Below are 21,502 nucleotides of genomic sequence, written 5' to 3' on the forward strand. Positions count from 1 at the left end.
TCTGACTGAAGGGAATTGATGATGCAGGATCTGGCCAAGCGATCGCGGTCCATCACCTCGCTGCGGGACTTCCTCGAATTGCTGGGCGATGCCGGACAGGCGATCACCTGGAGCGAGCGGGTGATGCCCGAGCCCGACGTGCGCAACATCGCGGTCGCCGCATCGCGCGACGCCAACGGCGCGCCTGCGATCGTGTTTGACAACATTGCCGGATACCCCGGCAAACGCACCGCAGTCGGCGTGCACGGTTCATGGGACAATATCGCGCTGTTGCTCGGCCGCCCCAAGGGAACGACAATCCGCGAACTGTTCTTCGAGATCGCCGGGCGCTGGGGCGATGCGGCGGCGCAGATCAGCACCGTTCCCGAAGGCCAGGCGCCGGTTCACGAATGCCGGATCGAAAGCGGGATCAACCTCTACGACGTGCTGCCGGTCTACCGCATCAACGAATTCGATGGCGGCTTCTACCTCGGCAAGGCGTCGGTGGCGTCGCGCGATCCGGAAGACCCGGACAATTTCGGCAAGCAGAACGTCGGCATCTACCGGCTGCAACTGCAAGGTCCCGACAGCTTCACCCTGATGACCATCCCGTCGCACGACATGGGCAAGCAGATCATGGCGGCCGAACGTACCGGCCTGCCGCTCAAGATCGCGGTCATGCTGGGCAACCATCCGGGGCTGGCGGTGTTCGCGGCGACACCGATCGGTTACGAAGAATCGGAATATTCCTATGCCTCGGCGATGATGGGCGCGCCGATCCGGCTGACCAGGTCGGGCAATGGCATCGACATCCTCGCCGACAGCGAGATAGTGATCGAAGCCGAAATGCAACTGGGCGAACGGGTCCTGGAAGGTCCGTTCGGAGAGTTTCCCGGTTCCTACAGCGGGGTCCGCAAGGCGCCGATCTTCAAGGTGACGGCCATCTCGCACCGCAAGAACCCGATCTTCGAGAACATTTATATCGGTCGCGGCTGGACCGAACACGATACCTTGATCGGCCTTCATACCTCGGCCCCGATCTATGCCCAGCTCCGCCAGAATTTTCCGGAAGTCACCGCGGTCAACGCGCTGTACCAGCACGGGCTGACCGGGATCATTTCGGTCAAGAACCGGATGGCGGGCTTTGCCAAGACCGTCGCGCTGCGCGCGCTGAGCACTCCGCACGGGGTGATGTATCTCAAGAACCTGATCATGGTCGATGCCGATGTCGATCCGTTCGATCTCAACCAGGTGATGTGGGCGCTTTCCACCCGCACCCGCGCCGACGACATCATCGTCCTGCCCAACATGCCGGCGGTGCCGATCGATCCCTCGGCCGTCGTTCCCGGCAAGGGTCACCGCCTGATCATCGACGCGACCAGCTACCTACCCCCCGACCCCGTCGGCGAGGCGCATCTGGTCACCCCTCCGACCGGGCCGGACATCGACGAGCTGAGCAAGAAGATCCGGGCCATGCAACTGGGAGCTGTGCAATGAGCAAGACGGTCTGTCCGCGCTGCGCGACCGGCGGCGCCCTCGATGACTATCAAGGCAAGGAAGGCGGCAAGGTGGTGTGGACCATCCACCGCTGCCCGACTTGCTGTTTTTCGTGGCGCGACAGCGAACCGGCCAGCGCCATCGGCATCGGGACTCGTTCGGCGGACTTTGCCGTCGATGCAGCCAATTTCGATCGTTACGTGAAGATTCTCCAGCAATAGACAGGCGGAACAGGACCCATGACAGACCAAGCTCGCCAGATGGCCGCGCTGACCGCGGTGGAAGCTGCGATCGGCGCCGCGGGAGTCGATCGCACCCCTCAGGGGCTGGCCCGCTTTGCAATCAGCGGCGCGGCACCGCTTGGCATCGTCCTGCCGGCGGATGAAACCCAGCTCGCCAAGGCGCTGGAGGCGGCGCGAACCGCCGGCGGTGTGCTGCAACCCGTGTGCAACGGCGCCCACGGCCTCGAAAAGGCCGGGCTGGACAAGGTCATCATCCTTGATCTGCAGCGCATGAACAAAATTCTCGAGGTCAACGAGGCCCTGGCCTATTGCCTGGTCGAACCGGGGGTGACCTTCCGCCAGCTCGATGCCCATATCAAGGAAAAGGGCATCAAGCTGTGGATCGACCATTGCGGCAATCCCGACGCCAGTGTGGCCGCAAGCTTCGTCCAGCGTCAGCCTGGCTATACGCCCTATTCCGACCACTTCCTGATGCAGTGCGGGCTCGAGGTCATGCTTGCGGACGGAAAGCTGGTGCGGACCGGCATGGGCGCCATGCCCAAGAGCACCTGCTGGCAACTGTTCAAGTTCGGCTACGGCCCCTGGGTCGATGGCCTGTTCACGCAATCGGATTTCGCCGTGCCGACTAAGGTCGGCATGTGGATGATGCCGCAACCGCCGGCCCACCAGACCTTCATGGTGACCGTGCCCAAGGAAGACCAGCTGGCCGACCTGCTCGACGTGCTTGGCCCGCTGAAACTCAACATGGTCGTGGCCAACGGCGTCGCGGTCGGGAACGCACTCCACGAAGCCGCCCTGCTCGGCAAGAAGCGCGGCGACTATGATGGCAAGGGACCGATGGCGGCCAGCGCGGTAACCGCTGCGGGCGAGGCGCTGGGCCTGGGCCACTGGAATCTCTATGGCGCGCTCTATGGCTTGCCAGGCAATGTCCCGATCCTGTGTGATATGGTCAAGGGGGCGTATTCCTCGATCCCCGGTGCGCGGGTAATCACCGATGGCAAGGGCATCGATCCCCGCCTGTGGGCCTGGCGCATGGGTGCCATGACCGGCGTGGTGGCCGATGCGCCGGCGCGCGTGCCGGCATGGAACGGCGATCAGGCGGTTGCCGTCAATCCGGTCAGTCCCGTAGACGGTGAGGAGGCGATGCGGCTCTACGAACTGTCGCGCGACATCTGCGCCAAGCACGAATTCGACTATCTCGGCGAAACCGTGGCGATCTGGCGTTCGGCCAATCATCGCCAGATTCTGCCTTTTGCCGCCGCGCAGTCCGAAAGCTCTGCACATGCTGGCGAATGCGCCGCTGCGCTGATCGCGGCGCAGGCCGAAGCCGGTTTCGGGCAGGCGATCGCCGAACCCGGAATGCGCGAAACGGTCGGCAAAACGTTCGAAACCAAGGGGCTTTCAACCTTGCATGAGCGAGTCAAGAAGGCGCTCGACCCGACGGCCCTGTTCGCATCCGCCTGAGCCGTCCCGCAATTATTCGAGTTGGAGAGATGATGAAAAAGCTGGCTGTCTTGTCGCTCGTTGCTGTTCTCGGTGCTTGCAGCAAGGCACCGAATGCCGAAAAGCCCGACGGCGCCGAAAATTACGCCCTCAAGTGCGCCGGGTGCCATAACCCGGGGCCCGGTCATCCCGGCACGATGCTGCTTGACCAACTGAAGCGTCCGGTCCCGGCACTGATCGGCCGCAAGGATCTTGAGCTCGACTATCTGAAGTCGGTGGTGCGCCATGGCCTCGTCGAAATGCCCCCATTCCGTCCGACCGAACTGAGCGACGACGAGATCGCGGAAATCTACGCCTACATCAAGGATGCGAAAGCTCCCGTCCAGGCCCCGGCAATGCCGGCTAAGGAAGCGCCCTGACGATAAGCTGCGCAAGCGGCGCGGCGGCTGCATCGGGCGCTTCGATGGACCGCCGGTATCGCTCCAGGCTCGCCCTCGCCGCGGCTTGAGGCGTTGGCGTTTCGCCGCCCCGTTCCAAGCCTGCCGCCAAAGTTTCCACCATCTCCGCCTGGACAAGACGTTCGGCCTCTAGTTCGACCTGCTTGAGTGCCCCGTAAATCTTGTGTCGCGCAGTTTCCGTAACGGGATCGGACGGCTTGACCCAGCGCCTCGCCCGGCGCAGCGGCTGCACGAGGTTGTCGTTAAGCGGTGCGACGGCTTCGCGCAGCTCACAGATCCGTTCGGCATCAAGCGCCTTCCGCTGCGTCTCCGCCACCCACAGGCCCAGTAGCAGCAGATTGACGTCGAAACCGTATTCGTCCTGCAGGGCAATGCACAGTTCCGCCACCTGCGGCACGGCATAGACCTCGAGCGAAAACGCCCAGAAGGCCTCGGCATCGGTTGCTGATTCATTCATGCGTGGCACCTTCAAACCAAAAGGGGTGGCCAGGCAAGACGCCCGACCACCCCCTCGTTTCCTTGGTTGCCCAGCCCTGCTCTGCAAAGCAAGCGCACGGCGTTATGCTGCCGGCTGCGCTCAGAACGAACGCGCGCCGAAGTGAATCTCCAGCATCGGCCGCATCACGTCCCAGCGTTCGAGCTGCGACCAGTGGCCGGAGCGATCGAGCACGTAGAGCTCGGCATGTTTGAGGTGTTCGATCAGGTAGAGGCTGGTATCGAGCGGAACGATGCGATCCTGCCGGCCATGGAAGATCAGCACCTTGTGCGGCAGCTTGCACAGGATCGACGGCGGCATGTTGAGCGTATCGACGCCCTGCTTCATCGAATCGATCATCTTGACCGCGGTCTTCATGATCTCGGGATCGGTGGCGATCTTGTAGCGGTTGTTGACGATTTCTTCCATGCCTTCGAACTTGTCGGGGTCATAGGCGAAACTGTGCATCAGTTGGCGATAGCGCGAGGGCCGCGGATCGGAATAGAACGACAGCAGCCGCACCAGTTCGGGCGTCTTCGGGCCTGGCGCCCCGATCGAGCCCATCAGCACCACCCGGTCGATCCGGTCAGGCTCCTCGCTCATCATCTGCAGGGTCAGCGCACCGCCCATCGAATTGCCGACAACATGGGCCTTCTCGATGCCCAGCGTCTCCAGCAGCCCGAAGCACTGGTCCACCCGGGTGCCGATCCAGGCCATGACATTGTCGGGCCAGGGTTCGGGGATGACCGACTGTCCGAAGCCGATCAGGTCCGGTGCGATCACGAAGAAGTTTTCCGCCAGGTCGGGCATCAGGTGCAGCCAGTTCGATCCGGCGTGGGCTCCCGGTCCTGCCCCGTGCAGCAGCAGCACCGCCGGTTTGCTCGGATCGCCGGCCAGAAGGGTATGCGAAGTCAGGCCCCGGCCCGTAATCTTTTCTTCTCGAACGCTTGTGTCGATGGTCATCCTCTATCTCCGCCGTTTTGCTCTTGTGCCCCTATGGCGCCGCCTTTGCGATCAAGGCCGGGGTCGTTGGGAGAGCGCAGGATGTGGTAGACGACCATTTATTATTGTGCAATGCATTTGGCATAATGCTTGAGGATCAGGGAGAGGATATGACAAGCCCGAATCGCGGCGCTCGATCCGGTCAATCGCAACCAACGCTTGATCCTGCTCTAGTCGCGGAGCTCGCGCGGGAACTCGATGCCGCCGAGCAGAACCGCAAGCCAATCCGCCAGTTTACCGCCCGCTATCCGGACATGACGATTGCCGATGGCTATCGGATCAGTAAGCAATGGGTCGATCTCAAGCTCGCGCGCGGGCGGACGGTCCATGGCCACAAGATCGGCCTCACCTCGCGCGCCATGCAGCAGGTCGCAGGCATCACCGAGCCGGATTATGGCACCTTGCTCGACGACATGGTGTTCGAACAGGGCGGCGACATCCCTTGCGACCGTTTCATCACCCCCAAGGTCGAGGTCGAACTGGCCTTTGTCCTGGCCCGCCGGATCGAAGGCCCGAATGTCACCGTGTTCGACGTCCTGCGGGCAACCGAATATGTCATCCCTTCGGTTGAAATCATCGACAGCCGCACGACAGTGGTAGATGCCGAGACCGGCGCCCGCCGCAAGGTGCAGGACACGATCAGCGACAATGCGGCCAACGCCGGCATCATCGTTGGCGGCCTGCCGATGCGGCCCGAAAAGGTCGACATGCGCTGGATCGGCGCGATGCTGAGCCGCAACGCGGTGGTCGAGGAAACCGGGATCGCGGCGGGCGTGCTTAACAACCCCGCCAATGGCATCGCCTGGCTGGCCAACCGCCTGGCACCTTGGGGCCAGGCGCTCGAACCCGGCGAAGTCGTGCTGGGCGGCTCGTTCACCCGTCCGGTCGAAGCGCGGCCGGGCGACGTTTTCAACGCCGATTTCGGGCCGATGGGCGCGATCGGTTTCCGGTTCGTTTGAGAGGCAGCCACACCGATGAAGACTCCTGCGAACCGCTTCAAGCAAGGCCTGGGCGAAGGCCCAATGCAGCTCGGCTTCTGGCTCGCGCTGGCAAGCCCGAACATCGCCGAAATCTGCGCCGGGCTTGGCTACGACTGGCTGCTGGTGGATGCCGAGCACGGCGCCCAGACCTTGCCGGGCATCGCCGATCAGCTCCGCGCGGTGGACGCCAATCCGCCCTGTTCGGCGATCGTGCGCGTTCCTAGCGACGATCCTATCGGCATTCGCCAAATCCTCGATCTCGGCGCCCAGACGATCATGGTGCCGATGGTCGAAACCGCCGAACAGGCCGCGGCGCTGGTCAAGGCCGCGCGCTATCCGCCGCAAGGCGAGCGCGGTATCGGCGGCGCCCGGGCCGCGCGCTGGGGGCGCTACCCGGCCTATGTCGCCGAAGCCAACCGGCAGCTGTGCATCATCGTCCAGATCGAGACCGCGCTGGCGCTGGAAAACATCGAGGCGATCGCCGCCGTCGATGGCATCGATGCGCTGTTCGTCGGCCCGGTCGATCTGGCCGCGTCGCTGGGTCTGCTGGGCGAAAGCAATTTCGCCGCCCTGTCCGAAGTGACCGCAGGCGCGCTGGCCCGGATCCGGGCAACCGGCAAACCTTGCGGGATCCTGTCGCGCGACCAGCGCCTGGTGCAGCAATTCCTCGATGGCGGCGCGCGTTTCGTCGCGGTCGGGATCGATGCCTTCGCGCTGGCCAAGGCGGCCGGCGACATGGCCAAGGAATGGGCGGCCCGGATCGCCGGGCAAGCAGCGGACTGAAACGATGCCGACAACCGGATGGCAGACGCAATTACCCGCCGACGGCATGGCCAAGCCGCTGAGCGGGGTTCGTGTGCTGGAGCTGGCCCGGATCCTGGCCGGTCCGTGGTGCGGACAGCTGCTGGCCGATCTTGGCGCCGAAGTGATCAAGATCGAACGACCGGTCAGCGGCGATGATACCCGCCACTGGGGCCCGCCATTTGTCATCTCGGACAGCGGCGAAAACCTCGGCGCGGCCTATTACCACTCCACCAACCGCGGCAAACGATCGATTGCCGTCGATATCGCCAGCCCGGCCGGACAGCGGATCGTCCGCGAGCTGGCCGCCTCGGCCGATGTCGTGATCGAGAACTACAAGGTCGGCGGGCTGAAGAAATACGGGCTCGATCATCCCGCGTTGAGCGCGCTCAACCCTCGACTGATCACCTGCTCGATCACCGGCTTCGGCCAGACCGGGCCCTATGCCCACCGTCCCGGCTATGACTATATCGCCCAGGCCATGGGCGGCCTGATGTCGATGACCGGAGAAGCCGGGCGCCAGCCGCAGAAGGCCGGGATCGCGGTGGCCGACCTGTTCACCGGGGTCTACAGCGCAGTCGCGATCCTGGCCGCAATCAACCGGCGGCACGGAACCGGACTGGGCGCCCATATCGACATGGCCCTGCTCGATACCCAGGTAAGCGTCATGGCGAACCAGGCGCTGAACTGGATGACCTCGGGCACCGTGCCGCGCCGGGTCGGCAACGGCCACGCCAATCTGGTGCCCTATCAGGCCTTCCCGACCAGCGACGGCGATCTGGTCATCGCAGTGGGCAACGATGGCCAGTTCGCCAGCCTGTGCCGGGTGCTCGGCACCGGGCTTGATAATGATGCCCGCTTTGCCACCAATCCCGGCCGGGTCCGCAACCGCGAGGTCTTGCTCGCCGCGCTCGAAGCGCTGACCGCAACCTGGACCCGGCAGGAACTGGCCGACGCGCTCGAGGGGGCAGGCGTTCCGGCGGGTCCGATCAACGAACTCGACGATGTCTTCGCCAACCCGCAGGTCATCGCGCGGGGCATGGCGATCGCGCGCGACCAGCGCACCGGAGTCGCCAGTCCGATCGTGATCGATGGGGTGCGGATGGTTTCGGATATTGCAGCGCCCGGCGTCCCCGAAACGCTTGAGGAGCCATTGACCTCGTCCTGAGGCAAGCGTCTATCGGCTCGGCGGATTGAGGCGCTGGAACAGCTTGCCGCGTTCGCTATAAAGCACAAGGGCCAAGGTCAGCGAGCCGACCATGACCAGCGCAATCGCGAGCGGCCGCGGTGTGCCATCGTAAGCATACCCGATCAGGCCGCCCAGCCCCGCCCCCAGCACCAGCCGGAAGAATGCCTGAACCGATGCCGCCGCACCGGCAATATGCCCGAAAGCCTGCAAGGCAATTGCAGTGAAATTGACGAAGACGGTAATCAGCAGGCACATGTTGAGAGACATGAGGACGACAAACTGGACCAGGGTTTCGCCGGGAGCAGAGGCCAGGAGCAATTGTCCCACCGATGCCGCAAGGTGGCAGAAAATTGCGGCATGGCCGATCCGCCGGGTGCCGAAGCGCTCGACGATCGCCGAATTGACCAGGCTGGCCAGCGCCATGGTTGCCGCCATCGAGCCGAAGATCAGTGGATAGGCCGAGCCTGCGCCGAAATGTTCGCCAATCAGTTGTTGCGAACTGTTGATGAACCCGAAGTGCCCGCCAAAAATTAGCGACATGCCAATGACATAGCCGATCGACGCCCGGTTCCCGAGCACCGTTGCAACATTGCCCAGCAAGTTGCCCGAGCGCTCCGACTGCCGGTTCTGCTTCGGATTGGTTTCCTCCATTCTGAGCAGGAACCAGCCCGTCACCGCCAGCGCCAAAGCACCGATCACCAGGAAGATCGCCCGCCATCCCGCGAGCTCGAGAATCGCATAGCCAAGGCTGGGCGCGAAGGTCGGCACCGCCATGAACAGCATCGCCACCACTGCCTGCAGCTTGGCCATGCCGGCACCTTCATAGCGATCGCGGATGATCGCCAGCGGCAGCACCGTCAGCCCGGACGACGCGAAACCCAGTATGGCGCGCAGCGCCAGAAGCACATAGAAGTCACGCACCAGCGCCGACACCGCATTGACGGCCACGAACAACGCCATGTAGCCGAGCAGGACCGGCTTGCGCCCATAGCGATCGGAGATTGTTCCGGGTATCAGCGAACCCAATCCCGAACTGACCAGGAAAACGCTGATGATCAACTGGCGCTGGTTCGACTGGGCAACCTCAAAATCGGCAGCGATGTGTCCGAGAGCCGGCAGCAGCGAGGTGAAGGCCAGCGACTGGAGCGCCTGTATCATCGCCATCATGGCGATGAATTCACGCCGGCCTAAGCCGGATTCCGTCGCGGAACTTTGAAGGTTCGCCAAACCATGCTCTCCTGAAGCTGCCACAGGGCCGGATCGAACCCGCAACACACTGTCAGGAGTTAAGGAAGGCGCCGCCCTTATTGTGCAACGCATTACGCATATCGATACAAAGGGTCAAGCTGGGCCTGGCCAACCGATCGCTTCGCTTGCTTGCCGCGCCCGCTCCAAAATTCGTCCGATCTTTGCCTTGCTAAAATAGGTCTTGTCCTGTGAACGGGCAAGAACGCTCATTGTCACGACTAGCCGATGTTGCGAATCGAAAATCGGCACCGATACTGCGGCAAGACCTGGCACCACGGACCCATAGGTTCTTGCATATCCGAGTTTCCGAGCGGCCTCGATTTGCTCTGACAATTCCCCATCGTCGACAACAATCCCCTCGGCCCTCTCCCGCTCAACGCGATCGCGCGTTTGCGCAGGCGGACAATAGGTCAGGAAAAGGGTGCCGGTGGAGGAGCCTTGCAAAGGCAAGGTGGAACCAACATGCATTGACGTGAACAGGGGGATTCCGCCGTCGATCCAGCGAATTACCGTTGGTCCATAGTCGCCCCAGACACTGAGCAGCCCGGTCGTTTTCAACTCATCCAGCAGGTACTCGAGGTATCCGGTAGCGATGCGTACGGGGTCTAGCCTGGCCATAGCCGCCAGGCCCAGGCGTACAGCGAGCGTGCCAAGCGAATACCGCCCGCTGGACGCATTCTGTTCGACCATTCCGGTATTGACGAAGGCAAGCAAATAGCGATGCGCCTGACTGCGCGAAAGCCCCGAGCTGGACGCAACATCTCGAAGAAACGAACCACCTGGGTCCGCCTTCAACAGGGCAAGAAGGACCCTTGCCCCAATTTCTACGGACTGAATGGACTTCCTCTGACTGCCATTCTCGGTATCGACACTCGATTTCTCATCACTCTTTGATTCTAGTATGGCCAATTTTTCCACCCGCGTTTTCAGGAGACAATGCAATTCCCAGCAAACCTGCTGTATTAACATGCTGTCCGAACCACCCCCTTCGGAAAGATGCGAGCCTTGGCTCAATGGCCACGATAGGAGGCCAAACAGAGTCTTGCAACTAGCTTGGACGCCAACGCTGCCGCGTGCGTCGAGCTGGCTGACGTTCTCTCCTGATTGATACCGGCTACAGGTCGAGTCTCGCTCCCAAATTATTGCTGTTTTTTGGATGGCAACGTGTCTGGGGACCTGTCCCTAGACACGTTGGCCGACGATCTGAACCGCCCCGGGTTTGCCGGAGGCCCCAACTCCTGAAAAGGGGCCATCATGAGCGAGACGACGACCAAGTTTGCGCCCCGAGGTTGGCGAGCGGGCGGTGAGGATGATGATTGACCACGAGGACGAGCATTCGTGCCGATGGGCAGCGGCTACGTCGATCGCAGGCAACATCGGCTGCTTCAACCGATCGGAAATTTCCCGCCAGCTGAAGCCGAAGTACTATTCTACGCCATACTGGACGACGTCCCAATGGCTGCGCAACTCAAACCAACCGGCCTTCCGCAAACCCGAGACGATTCAATCTCGGTTGGGTCCTTCCCGCCCAGTTTCGAGTGTGGCCTCACTGTATTGTAGCCGTGGCTCCAGGCGGCGAGCACGAACCGCGCACGAGCGAGCAGAATGAATAACGCCTCATTGAAGCATTCATCCCGCAGGCGGCCGTTTTGAAGTTATCGACGAAGGCGGTCCGCATCGGCTTGTCGCGGGGAACGATTACGTTCGTCAGCTCACGGACAACCCACGCGCCAAACAGTGACGTGTCGGCTACGTGTGCCTGGTACTCCCGCTACTTCGGCAACAGGAGTTCGAGGAAATGTGCATCGGACCAACCGCTTTTCTTCCCCGCAGCTAGCCCCAGAATGTTTAGCCTGGCTTGTCTCACGATGGTGAGACGAAGTGAGGGAATGACATAGAGGCGCTGGTCGCCAGCACCCGCTGCCACAACCATGTCGGCGGGTAGGTCGGCGGCGTGTGCCGCGATGTCCGTCGAACGGGTAACGGGGGCGGTTGCCGCGGTCGCCTGCGGCAACCACCAGGTGAGGCCATAGGCGGGATTGGCCGCGCTGCCCCTGAACAGTTCGGCGAGCGCTGCCGCGTCGATGAGCTGCTTCCCCTCCTGCACGCCGCCGCGGCGGACGAATTCTCCGATCTTCGCCCACTCTTGGGAGGAAAGGGCGAGGCCTTGCGGCATGAGGGGCAAGCCGTCAGGTCCGCTCCGCCAATCGCCGATTTTGACGCCGATCGGATCAAGAATGCGTCGCTCGATATATTGGCGGGGATCGCTGTCGAGGCTTCTGGCGGCGAGCTTTCGGCGCATAATCTCGCCAAAGATCTGCATCGGAGCTGGACCATATTGGAACTTCGTACCCGGCGCGGCGGTAAGCGGCGCCTTCAAGGAGTCGAGATAGCCGGCGGGCCTACCGACGGTCGATGCCTGCCCGCCCGTCATCGCGAGCAGCTCGCGGATCGTGATCCTCGCTTTCACGGGATCGCTCCTCCATTCGGCGAGCGTGTCGGAAGCGGCCTCGTCGAGCGCAAGCAGCCCGTCCTGCACCGCGGCGGCCGCCATCAATCCCAAGAGGCTTTTCGTCCCCGACCAAAGCTCCTGAGGCGTCGCTACATCTTTCGATCGGCACCGCACCTCGCCGTTCTCAAGAACGAGCAGCGCCAGGCCGTCATGTTCGTTCGAATATGCAAGCGCCGCAGCGCAGCCGGGAAAGGGCGCGGACTCGGCATGAGACGCGGAAGGCCCCGCGCAGCCGGCAAGCAGGACGAGAATGGCGGTGATTGACTTCAAATCCGGCTCCCATCTTCCGCAGCTTGTTTTCGCAGTTATTATCGATAATAATGCAAATTGCAATCATCGTTTGCTCCCGCCTTGCGCCTGGCTAGGCTGGTGTCTGGAGCCGGAAACCCGAACGGATAAAAATGGCAGCGACGAACACCGAAGACGAAAGCGCACCGACGCAAGATCGCGTAATCGCGCGATTGCTGACCGACGATATCGTCCATTGGCGGATTCCTCCAGGATCTTGGCTGCGCGAACGGGAGATCGCCGACCGCTTCAACGTCAGCCACGCTCCGGTTCGCGAAGCCTTCCGCCACCTCGCTCGGATCGGGCTGGTCAAGGTGGTGCCGTGGCGCGGGACGCATGTTATCGACATCGACGAGCATGCCGCCAACGAGGTTTACGAACTCTGGAAATCGCTCTTCGGCGTTGTCTGCAGACTTGCCGCCGCTGAAATGACCGATCGTGACGGGAGAGAGCTGATGCATCGCCTCGTCGAATACAAGGATGTGACGCAACGGACGGAAAACACGTTCGAGCACATCAGGGTGTCGAACCGGATCGGCCGCTTCATTGCCAAGCGAAGCAATGCCCCGCTTGCTCTCGAGCTGCTCGACCGTGTCGCGTTGCTCGCGCGCTGGCAGCATAATGTCTACACCGACAGCTATATCGAATCCCATGGCAATGAAGCCGGACGCCGCTCTGCAGTGCTCTATGAGCAATTGTGTGGCCATATCGTCGCTCGGAATGGCGATGCTGCCGATGCGGCCGCGAGGGATCTGATTGGCGTGACGCAGAGCAGCTTCGGGCGGGCGCTCGAGGAGTACAAGGCGCGCCATGTGAAGCCGAAGGCGGGACGACGCCGGGCGAAGTCCCAGTGACCCGGGGTCGGACTGATCGCCGGTCCCTGCTGAAAGCGAGTCTCACAGCGCCGCTCGCCTTCCAAACCGCCCCGACCGCCACTTCGTCGAAGGACGAGTCGACATTCGGGCCAGCGAAACTCTTCGCCGATGTGAAGGCATATGCCGAGGCAGGCAACAAGCAGTCGGGGGGCGTTGGCGATCGCTGGACGGCAGATTGGACGGCGAGGCGACTCGCCAACGCAGGGTTTGCGATCGAACGCCAGATATTCGACGTTCCGTGGTTCGACGCGACGCATTGCGAACTGTGGCTGGGCGACCTCGCAGTTCCTTTGGTGGCGCAGCCGCTCGCATTGGCAACCGAAGCGCGGGGTCTCGTAGCTCCGCTACGACTCGCCGAGACGTCGGATCGCCTCGACGGGGCGATCGCAGTCGTTCGCCTGCCTTACCGCCGCTGGTCCAGCTTGCTCGACCGGGCTGCGCGCGAACCGCTCCCCGATGCGCTCGAACGTGGAGCGAGCGCCGTCATTCTCGTGACTACCGGACCGACCGGGGAAGCCCTGCTCCTCAACGTGCCGTCCGATAGACCGCTTTCGACAAAGCCGCTTGCACTCCTCGCCCCTGGCCGGGCAGAGCCCGTCGTCGAGGCGGCGCGTAACCATCGGGTGGCGCGCCTTATCCTGGCGGGGGACGGAGGCACTCGCCCGGCCGAGAATGTGATTGGCCGGCACGTCCGCGACGCTCGTCGCTGGCTCGTCGTCTCGACGCCGCGGTCGGGCTGGACCGATTGCGCTGGCGAGCGCGGTCCGGGAATCGCCATCTGGCTTGCGCTCGCGGAATGGATGCCGCGGGCTTTTGCCGATCACAGTCTGCTGTTCGTCTGCAACAGCGGTCACGAATATGAGAATCTCGGCGCCAGTCACATTGCCGAAAAGGTCGGCCCGGCACCGGCGGAAACCGCCTTCTGGCTCCACCTCGGTGCCAATGTCGCCGCCCGCGACTACCACGAAACGCCCAACCACCTGCTGCCGCTCCCGAGCGCCGATCCCTATCGCTTTCTCATGACGTCGACCGAATTCGTCGATCGGGCACGCCAGATTTTCAAGGGCCTTCCCGGACTCGAAATGGCTTATCCTTCAGGTGAAGGGACCGCGGGTGAACTCGCCGAGATCGTAAAGGCCGGCTATCCGCGCCATGCGGGGATATTTGGTGCACATCGACACCATCATGCAGCTACCGATAATTTGTCCGCCGTCGCCGCCGAGCCACTTGCCGCGACGGCGCGTGCGCTCCGTGACTTTCTGGCCGCAATCATACTGCATCAGCGCTGATCATCATCGACGGGAATGCGATCTTTCCGCCTTGACGGGTGCGCACGTTTGAGCAATATTATCGACAATATCATGCAATAAAAAACAAGGGAGAGATCGATGGGACGTCAGGCGCACCTGCTTTTGTGCACGGCCGCAATTTGGGTGGCCGCAACGGCGACGCCCGCATCCGCCCAAGAAGCAAATCAAGCGGTCCCTCCGTCCGACACGGCGGCAGAAACAGGCGACGATGGCGCGATCATCGTTACCGCGCGGCGCCGCGAAGAGAGGCTTTCCGACGTTCCAACCGCCGCGTCGGTAATCGATGGGACCTCGCTTGTTGATCGCGGTGGCGCGACGGGAAGCGGCGAACTGCTCGCGGACCAGCCGAGTATCCGTTTCAACAATCTGAACTCTTCAATCACCTCGGAAATCTCGATCCGCGCTTCATCTACAGCACGCGCCACAAACGGCGACCCGAGCGTCGGTCTCTATCGCAATGGCGCCTATATCGCGGGCGGTCCGGTCGGAGGCCGCAACTTTACCCGCCTCGACCTGCTAGACATCGACCGCGTCGAGTGTTGCGCGGCACTCAAGGGGCGCTTTACGGCCGCAACGCGGTCGGCGGCGCGATCAACATCATCTCCGCCGAGCCGGAGTTCGACCTCTCCGGCTGGGCCAGCGCGCGTTACGGCTTCGAAAACAACAGCTTCCAGATGCAAGGCGCGGCAAATGTGCCGCTGGGTGACGGCATCGCGATGCGGCTCAGCGGCGACCTCGTCGAGCAGGATAAGGGCTTTTTCTTCAACCCCGACAACGGCGTCTATTTCGACCGCCAGAAGGGACACGGCCTGCGCGGGCAGGTCCGCCTCAAACGCGGCCCCGTAGACGCGGTCATTACGGCGGAAACACAGCGACTGACGACGCCTTCCATCCACTACCAGATTTACATTCCGGCCGGTACGCCAGGATTTCCCGGCGGATACATCCAGGACCGCTTCAACTATCCCTGGAGCACCCCGCCGCGCGCGCGCCAGGATGTCGACGGGCTGCAGGCGGTAATCCGCGTCGATCTTGGCGGCGCCGATCTCACCTCGACGACTTCCTTCCGCAAGCGACACTCGGAATATGATCTCGACAACGACGCGATCAGTCCCGCCGAGTTGGCCCGCGCCCGTGCCGCGGGCCAGATCGGGCAGCTGACGCCTCTCGATCCCAACACTGCCTCCTATGTCGTCGACACGACCGACAACTTCTCGCAGGACATCCACGTCAGCGGCGCAAGCGACCGGCTGACATGGCTGATCGGCGGCGAGATGCTTCTTCTCGACAGCGACTTCTCGGTGACAACCACCCGCACGCCGACGCTGGCCAATCCCTCGACGGGAACGATCGCGCCCGCCCGCCTCCATTTCGAAAGCTATGCGGCTTACGGATCGCTTGGCTTCGACCTCACCGACAGCCTCAACATCACCGGCGAATTGCGTTATACCCATGACAGCCGCAGCATCACCGCACGCCTCTACGATCTCGGCACCGGGCTACCGGCAGGCGGACCGTCGAGGATCATCGACGACAGCATCACCGCGGACAATCTCTCGTACAACGCAACACTGTCGTACAAGCTGGCGCGCGAACTCCTCGCCTATGCGAAGGTCGGAAGCAGCTACCGCGCCGGCGGCTTCAATACCCGCCTTTCCGATCCACGCGCGCCGAGCCCCGTACAGGTGCTGTTCGGCAACGAGAATAGCACCTCTTACGAGGTCGGCTTCAAGGGCAGTCCGATGCGCCGGGGCTACTTCGCGATCGCGGGCTATTATACCAAGCTCGAGAATCTCATTGCCCAGGTGGATGACGGCTGCGCGCTCACCAATCCTGTGTGCCCGGTCGCGGCGGTCGCCTATCTCACGAATGCTGGCGACGCGGAAAGCTGGGGCATCGAGGCTGAATACAGCCAGGGTTTCGACCTTGGTGAGGGGAGCGGCCGCTTGGCACTCAGCGGTTCGCGCCAAGGTGGCACGGTCAAAAGCGGCCGCTACGACGGCCTCGATCTCGCGCAGGTGCCGGACTGGCTCGCGTCGGCGAACCTCAACCTCCGCTATCCGGTCACAAGCAATGTCTCGCTCACGAGCAACATTCTCGTGAGCGGGCAGTGGGGCGGCAAGCAGGAGTTGACCAGAACCTCGGTCGATCTTGACAACTATGTGCTCGTCAACCTGCGTGTCGGGGTCGAGTTCGACCGGGTCAGCATCAGCGCCTTCGCCAACAATCTCTTCGATAAGCTGTACTTTGTGGCGCAGGCGCCGACGATCAATCGGTACAGCCAGCCGCGCGTGATCGGCGTCGAGGGGCGCATCACGTTCTAGCCCCCTGCACCGGAGAAGGTTTGAGACCGCTGCCGAGAAAGGAAAGTGCCCATGCGACGGGTTCGGATGTTGGGGATGCTTGCCGCAACCGGACTCCTTGGATCGGCTTCCGCCTTCGCGGCGGATGCGGAGCCGACGGTCAAACTCGCGCAGGGACGCCTCGTGGGAGCACGCGAAGCGGGGGTGGAGCGCTTCCTTGACATTCCGTTCGCGGCGGCGCCCACCGGAGCGCTGCGTTGGCGGCCGCCGCAGGCTCCGCTTCGATGGCGGGGCGTGCGGGACGCGACTTCACCCGGGCCCGCCTGCCCGCAGACGGTCCGCCCGGCGCTCGTCGCGGGCGGCGTCGCCGATCGGCAGTCCGAGGACTGCCTCCAGCTCAATATCTGGCGCCCCGCCGGGGCGAGCCGGCTCCCTGTCATGGTCTGGGTCCACGGCGGCGCCCATGTGATCGGCTCGGGAACCTTTCCCGCCTTCGACGGGATCGGCTTCGCTCGGCAAGGCGTCATTCTCGTCACGATCAACTATCGTCTCGGCGCGCTTGGTTATTTTGCGCATCCGGCCCTCACGGCGGAAGCCTCGCCCGGCGAGGCGCTCGCAAACTACGGACTGATGGACCAGATTGCCGCGCTGCGCTGGGTACAGCGCAACATCGCGGCTTTCGGCGGGGATCCGCGCAAGGTCACGCTCTTCGGCGAATCCGCCGGCGCGATCAGTGTCACGACGATCCTCGCACAGCCGGCCGCGAAGGGTCTTTTCGCGCGCGCCATCGTCCAGTCCGGGGTCAACCTTTTCGATCCGCGGCCGCTGGCCGCTGAAGAGACGCTCTGCCGCGCGCTGGCGGTTCGGGCGGGAGCAGGGGCAGATGCCTCGGCGAGCGCTCTGCGCGCGCTTCCCGTTGCTTCGGTCGTCGCAGCAAGCGAGGCGCGAGGTCAGGGCGCGATGGCCGGACCCGTGCTGGACGGGAGGATGGTGCGCGAGTCGCCCTGGCGGACGCTTATGCGCTCGGAACCGATCGATGTTCCCTTGCTCATTGGCGCCAACAGCAATGAGGCGAGCGTGATCCTCGCCATGGGCGTGCCGCCTGCCACAGCTCTGACCTATCTCGGATCCGATCAGGCCGCGGGTCGCAAGGCTTATGGTGCAGGACTCCCTGAAACCGAACTTGCCCGTCAGGTCCTGGGAGACGCGTGGTTCGTCGCTCCGGCGCGCTGGCTTGCAGCGCGCACCGCGCGAGGCGCCCCGTCCTATCTTTACCATTTCGATTATGTCGCAACGGCCCGGCGCGACCGCGCCAAGGGCGCCGGCCATGGGTCGGAAATTCCTTATCTGTTCGGAACGCTGGATTATTTCGCATCGCTCGCCGGCCCGATCGATGACGAAGACCGGCAATTCGGCACCTCCCTCTCGGCTTGTTGGGTAGCTTTCGCGAAGGGTGGCGCGCCGGCCTGCCCGCTCATCACTGACTGGCCCCGTTACACCGAAACAGACGACGCGCTCGCGCTGCTTCGCCCACGGTCCGCCGTGGCGGTGGGCTTCCGCAAACCGCAGTTAGACCATCTGCTCGAAGTTCACGCCGCAAGCAGCGGCACCAGGCCCTGATCCGACCAGTCCCCCCGTTCCGATGATGTGCAACGTAGCTGGAAATAAGAAATGGCAGAACAACCGAAATGGCTGTGGCGCGCCGATGACATGGGAGATCAGGGATGCGAGTGGGCGCGGCCGACGGTCCAGCTCTCCCAATGCGCGTACGACAAGAGTGTTCGCGGTATTCGCAGCACCTACGGCTGCTGCCAGCCTCACCGCGCTCGTCGGCGCCTTTCCAGCGATTGGACCGAGCTGGCGCCAACAGGGCGGTCCGGAAGCGGATAATCGCTCACATTCATGAACGACTTTAGCTCAAACTGACGGAGTTGGAGCGGAACACGTAACAGGCCGCTGATCGAGCGTAGTTGCATTTCACTATGATGATTGGGACCCAAAGCTGCCGAACGAATTAATAAGTCAGTATTCGGCACGCGTCCTAAAGGAAATTCGTACCCGAATGGTCTTCGAACAGCTCAGCTGAACGCACATAGCCCAGCAACACCTCGACCTTCTTGTGCCGCGACACCTCCTGAATCTTGGCCAGCGAGGCCCCTGCCCGCGCCGCTTCGGTCAAAAACCCCGCCCTGAGCGAATGTCCCCCAACGCTCTCCGGATCGAGCCCCGCTCTGCCCGCGTGCTTCTGCACCAGCCGCGCCACCGACCTATCGGACATCGCCATGTCGACCATGCGCCCCTGCGGATCGATCCGCCAGAACAGCGGGCCCGGCGTTGTCCCCCGCACCGCCAGCCAAGCCTGGAGCCGCGCCACCGGCTTCAAAGACTTGCCCACCGGCACAGCGATCACCTGCCCCTTGCCCTCCTGGTCGGTCTTGGAGTGGCGAATGGTGAGCCGCAGTCCCTCGGGCACGAACTCCACATCGCGCAGTTCCAGTCCAACCAGCTCCGACCGCCGCAGTGCCGCTGCCAGCCCCAGCGCCAGCACCGCGCGGTCGCGGATCGAACGAGTCCCCTCGCCTTCGGCCGACGCAATCATTTCCGCCAATTTCTTGGCCGTAACCGCCGCCTTCTTTCGCGACGGCCTTGCACGCTGGTCGCGACGGATACCCGCGAGCGTGTCGCCAATGACCATTCGCTCGTCACGAAGCGTCGGCACGACCTGCCCCTCCTGCCGGTGCTTCCACCCGATCGCGGCCAGGTGTCGCCCAATCGTGCTCTCAGCCTTGCCCGCCATGGCCAGCGCGGCGAGGTATGTCGCCACCGCCTCGGGCCGCGCCGGCAGCGGCTCGAGCCCACGTTCGTCGCACCAGCCCTCGAACTGGTTCCAATCGCTGGTGTAGGCGCGGATGGTGTTGGCAGCCTTCGCCTGGCCGCGGTAGGATCGGGCGGCCGCAATCTCGTCGCCCAACATCTTCGCTGCTGCCGTGATTTCGGGGGAGGGTGCCGTCGCGGTGGAGTTCAGCGCGATCAAGGCGCTGCTTGCGGTGGAACCCTCGCTGCCATCGGCCATCTTCCGCCCTTCCCTGCCGCAAATCCCGCTGTGACGTACCCCTCTTTCCACTGTCCGTGAAGCGACATTATCGGACAGTGAATGGAACTCGGCGCATTCCCATCGTTTATCCGCTCAGCGCTGCACCTTGAGCGTCAGTCGCTCCGCGCGATCACGAATGGTGCCGGGCAAGTCGCCAAGAAGCACTGGATCGTCAACTCCGGGCACAGCCAAGCCTCCGTCGATCGCCGTCGCGATGCGCCCCGCCAGTTCTACCGCGCGGCGACGCAGAAAAGGCAGACCTAGTCCGCCCTCTTCGGCAAAGCGTGCAAAGCTGTCAGCGTCGACATCCTCGAGTGCAGATGCGCGTCCAAAGCGCATGGCAAGCCTGGCCGAAAGTTCCGGCCATTGATGGGTCGCCACCAGATCATAAAGCGGCGCCAGCACGACCTCTCCGGTACCATGCCGCAGGAGGCTGAAGTTCTTGGCGTGGGCGTCGGCATTGCCGACGATCAGGTTGAACAGCGCCGCATCGGCGAGCTTGAGAACCTCGCGCGCCGGGCGAGTGGTCACCGCGCGTAACAGCGCAAAGCTGTCGCGGAAGGTCGGCCCCCCTTCACTCGCATACTTTCGGTGGGAGGGCACACCGAGCGCCTGCGCGAAATCCTCCTGGTGCAGGCGGATCGTCTGGCCGTCCCGCTTCACCCGATCATAGCGACTGACCAGCAGATAGGGCCGTCCAGCGACGATACGCCATTCCGCCATGGCGGCGTCCAGTCCGGCCGCACGCGCCAGGGCAAGGCAAAAGGCTTCGTTGGCGGCAAGGCCCGGAAACCGTTCCGGCTCGGGCTTGATGAGATGGGTCGACGGCTCGCCGATCCGTGGCACCGCGATCGCTCCATCCCGCAGCACGACCGGCAACTTGCCCTGCGCACCGGCAAGGCTCAAGCGTGCGCCTCCTTCTCCTGCGAGCATCGGCACGCCGGGCAGCCGATCGAGCAGTGCAGCAAGGCCTGCATCCCCCAGCGCCGGAGCAGCGTCCCCGACCGGCTCGTCCGGGGGCGGTTCTCCGGACGGCAGGAAGGCGAGCGCGCCGGCGACGTCGCCCCCCAGCGCGGCGAGTAGCCTGAAAGGGTTGTCCGGCGAGACGCCGAGCGCACGAGCGACGGCGGTTCGCTGGCTTTCCTCGGGCAGCAACCCGCCAAACACCGCCCTGCACAGCGCGTCGTCGAACGGGGCCGCTTGCTTTGGCAGGGCGTGCGACAGCGGTCCGGCATCGCGATCGGCCAGCCAATCCGGCGCGTAGGTGAAGTGCATCGCACCGCTGCGGTCGAGTGCTAATTCGCCAGCAATATGGCGATCCGACCAGACGACTAGGCGATCCAGGATGTCGCGGCGAACGTCCCTGGTCATGCCGACTGGCCTGCGATCATATCAGCACCTGGCCGCCGGATCTGCAGGTCACAGCCGAGCGCAGCAAGAACGGCAATGACCTTGCCGATCTGCGCGGTCGGCTTTCCACGCTCAAGTTCGACGATGAAACGCAGGCCAACTCCGCTGGCTGCAGCCAGTTCATCCTGACGCAGTCCCAGGTGCTTGCGTTCCTGACGTACGATCTCGCCAATCTTAGCAGTGTCGAGCATATGAAATTCACTTTCCCGATCGGGAAATATTTTCTCCATTTGACAATTGCAAGCCCCAATTTTCCCCATCGGGATATTTGCGAGCAATGTGATCGATATGCCCCGGAATTTTCCCGGCCGGGAAATATCTCTACCGTCAAGGAGATATGTCCCGAACCTCAACCTTCGCGCAATCATCGCAGCTGTCACGAACGGGAGGACCCAT

20 protein-coding genes and 1 pseudogene are annotated in these 21,502 nt (G+C 63.3%); 12 read left to right on the forward strand and 9 right to left on the reverse strand.

The annotated features are described in order from the left end of the window. Nucleotides 1–18 precede the first annotated feature (18 nt). From K3A84_RS18750 to K3A84_RS18765, 4 genes are read left to right on the forward strand one after another with little or no spacing between them, the layout of a single operon-like run. A complete protein-coding gene (locus tag K3A84_RS18750; RefSeq protein ID WP_225011025.1) occupies nt 19–1,476 on the forward strand; it encodes a non-oxidative hydroxyarylic acid decarboxylases subunit C in 1,458 nt (485 codons plus the stop codon). Further along, nucleotides 1,473–1,697: a non-oxidative hydroxyarylic acid decarboxylases subunit D gene (locus K3A84_RS18755; RefSeq protein WP_225011026.1), complete on the forward strand. Its 225-nt coding sequence runs from the start codon at nt 1,473–1,475 to the stop codon at nt 1,695–1,697. Before K3A84_RS18750 ends, K3A84_RS18755 begins: the two co-directional genes overlap by 4 nt. An 18-nt stretch (nt 1,698–1,715) precedes the next feature. Beyond that, complete coding sequence (locus K3A84_RS18760) at nt 1,716–3,182, forward strand: FAD-binding oxidoreductase (RefSeq protein WP_225011027.1); 1,467 nt, start codon at nt 1,716–1,718, stop codon at nt 3,180–3,182. A 29-nt stretch (nt 3,183–3,211) separates the two neighbouring features. Then, the gene (locus K3A84_RS18765; protein WP_225011029.1) at nt 3,212–3,580 is read left to right on the forward strand and encodes a c-type cytochrome; all 369 of its coding nucleotides are present in this window, start codon (nt 3,212–3,214) and stop codon (nt 3,578–3,580) included. On the opposite strand, the gene K3A84_RS18770 is transcribed toward K3A84_RS18765, so the two are convergent. Next, on the reverse strand, nt 3,564–4,076 hold the full coding sequence (locus tag K3A84_RS18770; protein ID WP_225011037.1) for a TIGR02444 family protein: 513 nt from the start codon (nt 4,074–4,076) through the stop codon (nt 3,564–3,566). The two genes, K3A84_RS18765 and K3A84_RS18770, sit on opposite strands and share 17 nt — an antisense overlap. A 120-nt stretch (nt 4,077–4,196) precedes the next feature. Beyond that, the gene (locus K3A84_RS18775; RefSeq protein WP_225011039.1) at nt 4,197–5,057 is read right to left on the reverse strand and encodes an alpha/beta fold hydrolase; all 861 of its coding nucleotides are present in this window, start codon (nt 5,055–5,057) and stop codon (nt 4,197–4,199) included. A gap of 149 nt (nt 5,058–5,206) precedes the next feature. On the opposite strand from K3A84_RS18775, the gene hpaH reads away from it, so the two are divergent. From hpaH to K3A84_RS18790, 3 genes are read left to right on the forward strand one after another with little or no spacing between them, the layout of a single operon-like run. Next, on the forward strand, nt 5,207–6,055 hold the full coding sequence (hpaH, locus tag K3A84_RS18780; protein WP_225011041.1) for a 2-oxo-hept-4-ene-1,7-dioate hydratase: 849 nt from the start codon (nt 5,207–5,209) through the stop codon (nt 6,053–6,055). A gap of 15 nt (nt 6,056–6,070) precedes the next feature. After that, nucleotides 6,071–6,859, forward strand: coding sequence for an HpcH/HpaI aldolase family protein (locus tag K3A84_RS18785; protein ID WP_225011042.1), 789 nt, complete (start codon nt 6,071–6,073; stop codon nt 6,857–6,859). Nucleotides 6,860–6,905: 46 nt separating this feature from the next. Beyond that, the gene (locus tag K3A84_RS18790) at nt 6,906–8,045 is read left to right on the forward strand and encodes a CaiB/BaiF CoA transferase family protein (protein ID WP_225011109.1); all 1,140 of its coding nucleotides are present in this window, start codon (nt 6,906–6,908) and stop codon (nt 8,043–8,045) included. Between the two features lie 9 nt (nt 8,046–8,054). Here the strand turns inward: K3A84_RS18790 and K3A84_RS18795 are convergent, their stop codons facing one another. The 4 genes from K3A84_RS18795 to K3A84_RS18815 form a co-directional block, all read right to left on the reverse strand. Then, a complete protein-coding gene (locus K3A84_RS18795) occupies nt 8,055–9,233 on the reverse strand; it encodes an MFS transporter (protein ID WP_225011110.1) in 1,179 nt (392 codons plus the stop codon). Nucleotides 9,234–9,407: 174 nt separating this feature from the next. Next, nucleotides 9,408–10,328 (reverse strand): IclR family transcriptional regulator, encoded by a 921-nt coding sequence (locus tag K3A84_RS18800; RefSeq protein ID WP_225011043.1) that lies wholly within the window; start codon nt 10,326–10,328, stop codon nt 9,408–9,410. A gap of 416 nt (nt 10,329–10,744) precedes the next feature. Continuing rightward, nucleotides 10,745–10,954: a transposase gene (locus K3A84_RS20660; RefSeq protein ID WP_225011111.1), complete on the reverse strand. Its 210-nt coding sequence runs from the start codon at nt 10,952–10,954 to the stop codon at nt 10,745–10,747. A gap of 131 nt (nt 10,955–11,085) precedes the next feature. After that, complete coding sequence (locus K3A84_RS18815) at nt 11,086–12,096, reverse strand: serine hydrolase domain-containing protein (protein ID WP_225011044.1); 1,011 nt, start codon at nt 12,094–12,096, stop codon at nt 11,086–11,088. 131 nt (nt 12,097–12,227) lie between these two features. Between K3A84_RS18815 and K3A84_RS18820 the strand changes: the two genes are divergently transcribed. From K3A84_RS18820 to K3A84_RS18840, 5 genes and pseudogenes are all read left to right on the forward strand, one after another. Next, nucleotides 12,228–12,968, forward strand: coding sequence for a GntR family transcriptional regulator (locus K3A84_RS18820; protein WP_225011045.1), 741 nt, complete (start codon nt 12,228–12,230; stop codon nt 12,966–12,968). Continuing rightward, a complete protein-coding gene (locus K3A84_RS18825; RefSeq protein WP_225011048.1) occupies nt 12,965–14,278 on the forward strand; it encodes a hypothetical protein in 1,314 nt (437 codons plus the stop codon). Before K3A84_RS18820 ends, K3A84_RS18825 begins: the two co-directional genes overlap by 4 nt. A 99-nt stretch (nt 14,279–14,377) precedes the next feature. Then, nucleotides 14,378–14,779: pseudogene (locus K3A84_RS20665) on the forward strand (TonB-dependent receptor); the annotation flags it as partial. Between the two features lie 56 nt (nt 14,780–14,835). Next, nucleotides 14,836–16,623, forward strand: coding sequence for a TonB-dependent receptor (locus tag K3A84_RS18835; RefSeq protein ID WP_292924228.1), 1,788 nt, complete (start codon nt 14,836–14,838; stop codon nt 16,621–16,623). 51 nt (nt 16,624–16,674) lie between these two features. After that, nucleotides 16,675–18,222 (forward strand): carboxylesterase/lipase family protein, encoded by a 1,548-nt coding sequence (locus K3A84_RS18840; protein ID WP_225011049.1) that lies wholly within the window; start codon nt 16,675–16,677, stop codon nt 18,220–18,222. A 421-nt stretch (nt 18,223–18,643) separates the two neighbouring features. On the opposite strand, the gene K3A84_RS18845 is transcribed toward K3A84_RS18840, so the two are convergent. The 3 genes from K3A84_RS18845 to K3A84_RS18855 form a co-directional block, all read right to left on the reverse strand. Beyond that, nucleotides 18,644–19,675, reverse strand: a complete 1,032-nt coding sequence (locus K3A84_RS18845) for a tyrosine-type recombinase/integrase (protein WP_225011051.1) — start codon at nt 19,673–19,675, stop codon at nt 18,644–18,646. Between the two features lie 114 nt (nt 19,676–19,789). Next, entirely contained in the window at nt 19,790–21,067 is a 1,278-nt protein-coding gene (locus K3A84_RS18850) for a type II toxin-antitoxin system HipA family toxin (protein WP_225011052.1), read from the reverse strand. Further along, on the reverse strand, nt 21,064–21,384 hold the full coding sequence (locus K3A84_RS18855) for a helix-turn-helix transcriptional regulator (RefSeq protein ID WP_225011056.1): 321 nt from the start codon (nt 21,382–21,384) through the stop codon (nt 21,064–21,066). The genes K3A84_RS18850 and K3A84_RS18855 overlap by 4 nt, the downstream gene beginning before the upstream one ends. Nucleotides 21,385–21,502 lie beyond the last annotated feature (118 nt).

It is taken from the genome of Novosphingobium percolationis, assembly GCF_020179425.1.
GTDB lineage: Bacteria > Pseudomonadota > Alphaproteobacteria > Sphingomonadales > Sphingomonadaceae > Novosphingobium > Novosphingobium percolationis.

What these genes read in the sequence shown, in the direction of transcription:
- hpaH (WP_225011041.1), top strand. Translation starts at nt 5,207, where the DNA reads ATGACAAGCCCGAATCGCGGCGCTCGATCCGGTCAATCGCAACCAACG.
- K3A84_RS18785 (WP_225011042.1), top strand. Translation starts at nt 6,071, where the DNA reads ATGAAGACTCCTGCGAACCGCTTCAAGCAAGGCCTGGGCGAAGGCCCA.
- K3A84_RS18850 (WP_225011052.1), bottom strand. Translation starts at nt 21,067, where the DNA reads ATGACCAGGGACGTTCGCCGCGACATCCTGGATCGCCTAGTCGTCTGG.
- K3A84_RS18845 (WP_225011051.1), bottom strand. Translation starts at nt 19,675, where the DNA reads ATGGCCGATGGCAGCGAGGGTTCCACCGCAAGCAGCGCCTTGATCGCG.
- K3A84_RS18790 (WP_225011109.1), top strand. Translation starts at nt 6,906, where the DNA reads ATGGCCAAGCCGCTGAGCGGGGTTCGTGTGCTGGAGCTGGCCCGGATC.
- K3A84_RS18770 (WP_225011037.1), bottom strand. Translation starts at nt 4,076, where the DNA reads ATGAATGAATCAGCAACCGATGCCGAGGCCTTCTGGGCGTTTTCGCTC.
- K3A84_RS18795 (WP_225011110.1), bottom strand. Translation starts at nt 9,233, where the DNA reads ATGATGGCGATGATACAGGCGCTCCAGTCGCTGGCCTTCACCTCGCTG.
- K3A84_RS18760 (WP_225011027.1), top strand. Translation starts at nt 1,716, where the DNA reads ATGACAGACCAAGCTCGCCAGATGGCCGCGCTGACCGCGGTGGAAGCT.
- K3A84_RS18750 (WP_225011025.1), top strand. Translation starts at nt 19, where the DNA reads ATGATGCAGGATCTGGCCAAGCGATCGCGGTCCATCACCTCGCTGCGG.
- K3A84_RS18820 (WP_225011045.1), top strand. Translation starts at nt 12,228, where the DNA reads ATGGCAGCGACGAACACCGAAGACGAAAGCGCACCGACGCAAGATCGC.
- K3A84_RS18840 (WP_225011049.1), top strand. Translation starts at nt 16,675, where the DNA reads ATGCGACGGGTTCGGATGTTGGGGATGCTTGCCGCAACCGGACTCCTT.
- K3A84_RS18765 (WP_225011029.1), top strand. Translation starts at nt 3,212, where the DNA reads ATGATGAAAAAGCTGGCTGTCTTGTCGCTCGTTGCTGTTCTCGGTGCT.
- K3A84_RS18775 (WP_225011039.1), bottom strand. Translation starts at nt 5,057, where the DNA reads ATGACCATCGACACAAGCGTTCGAGAAGAAAAGATTACGGGCCGGGGC.
- K3A84_RS18755 (WP_225011026.1), top strand. Translation starts at nt 1,473, where the DNA reads ATGAGCAAGACGGTCTGTCCGCGCTGCGCGACCGGCGGCGCCCTCGAT.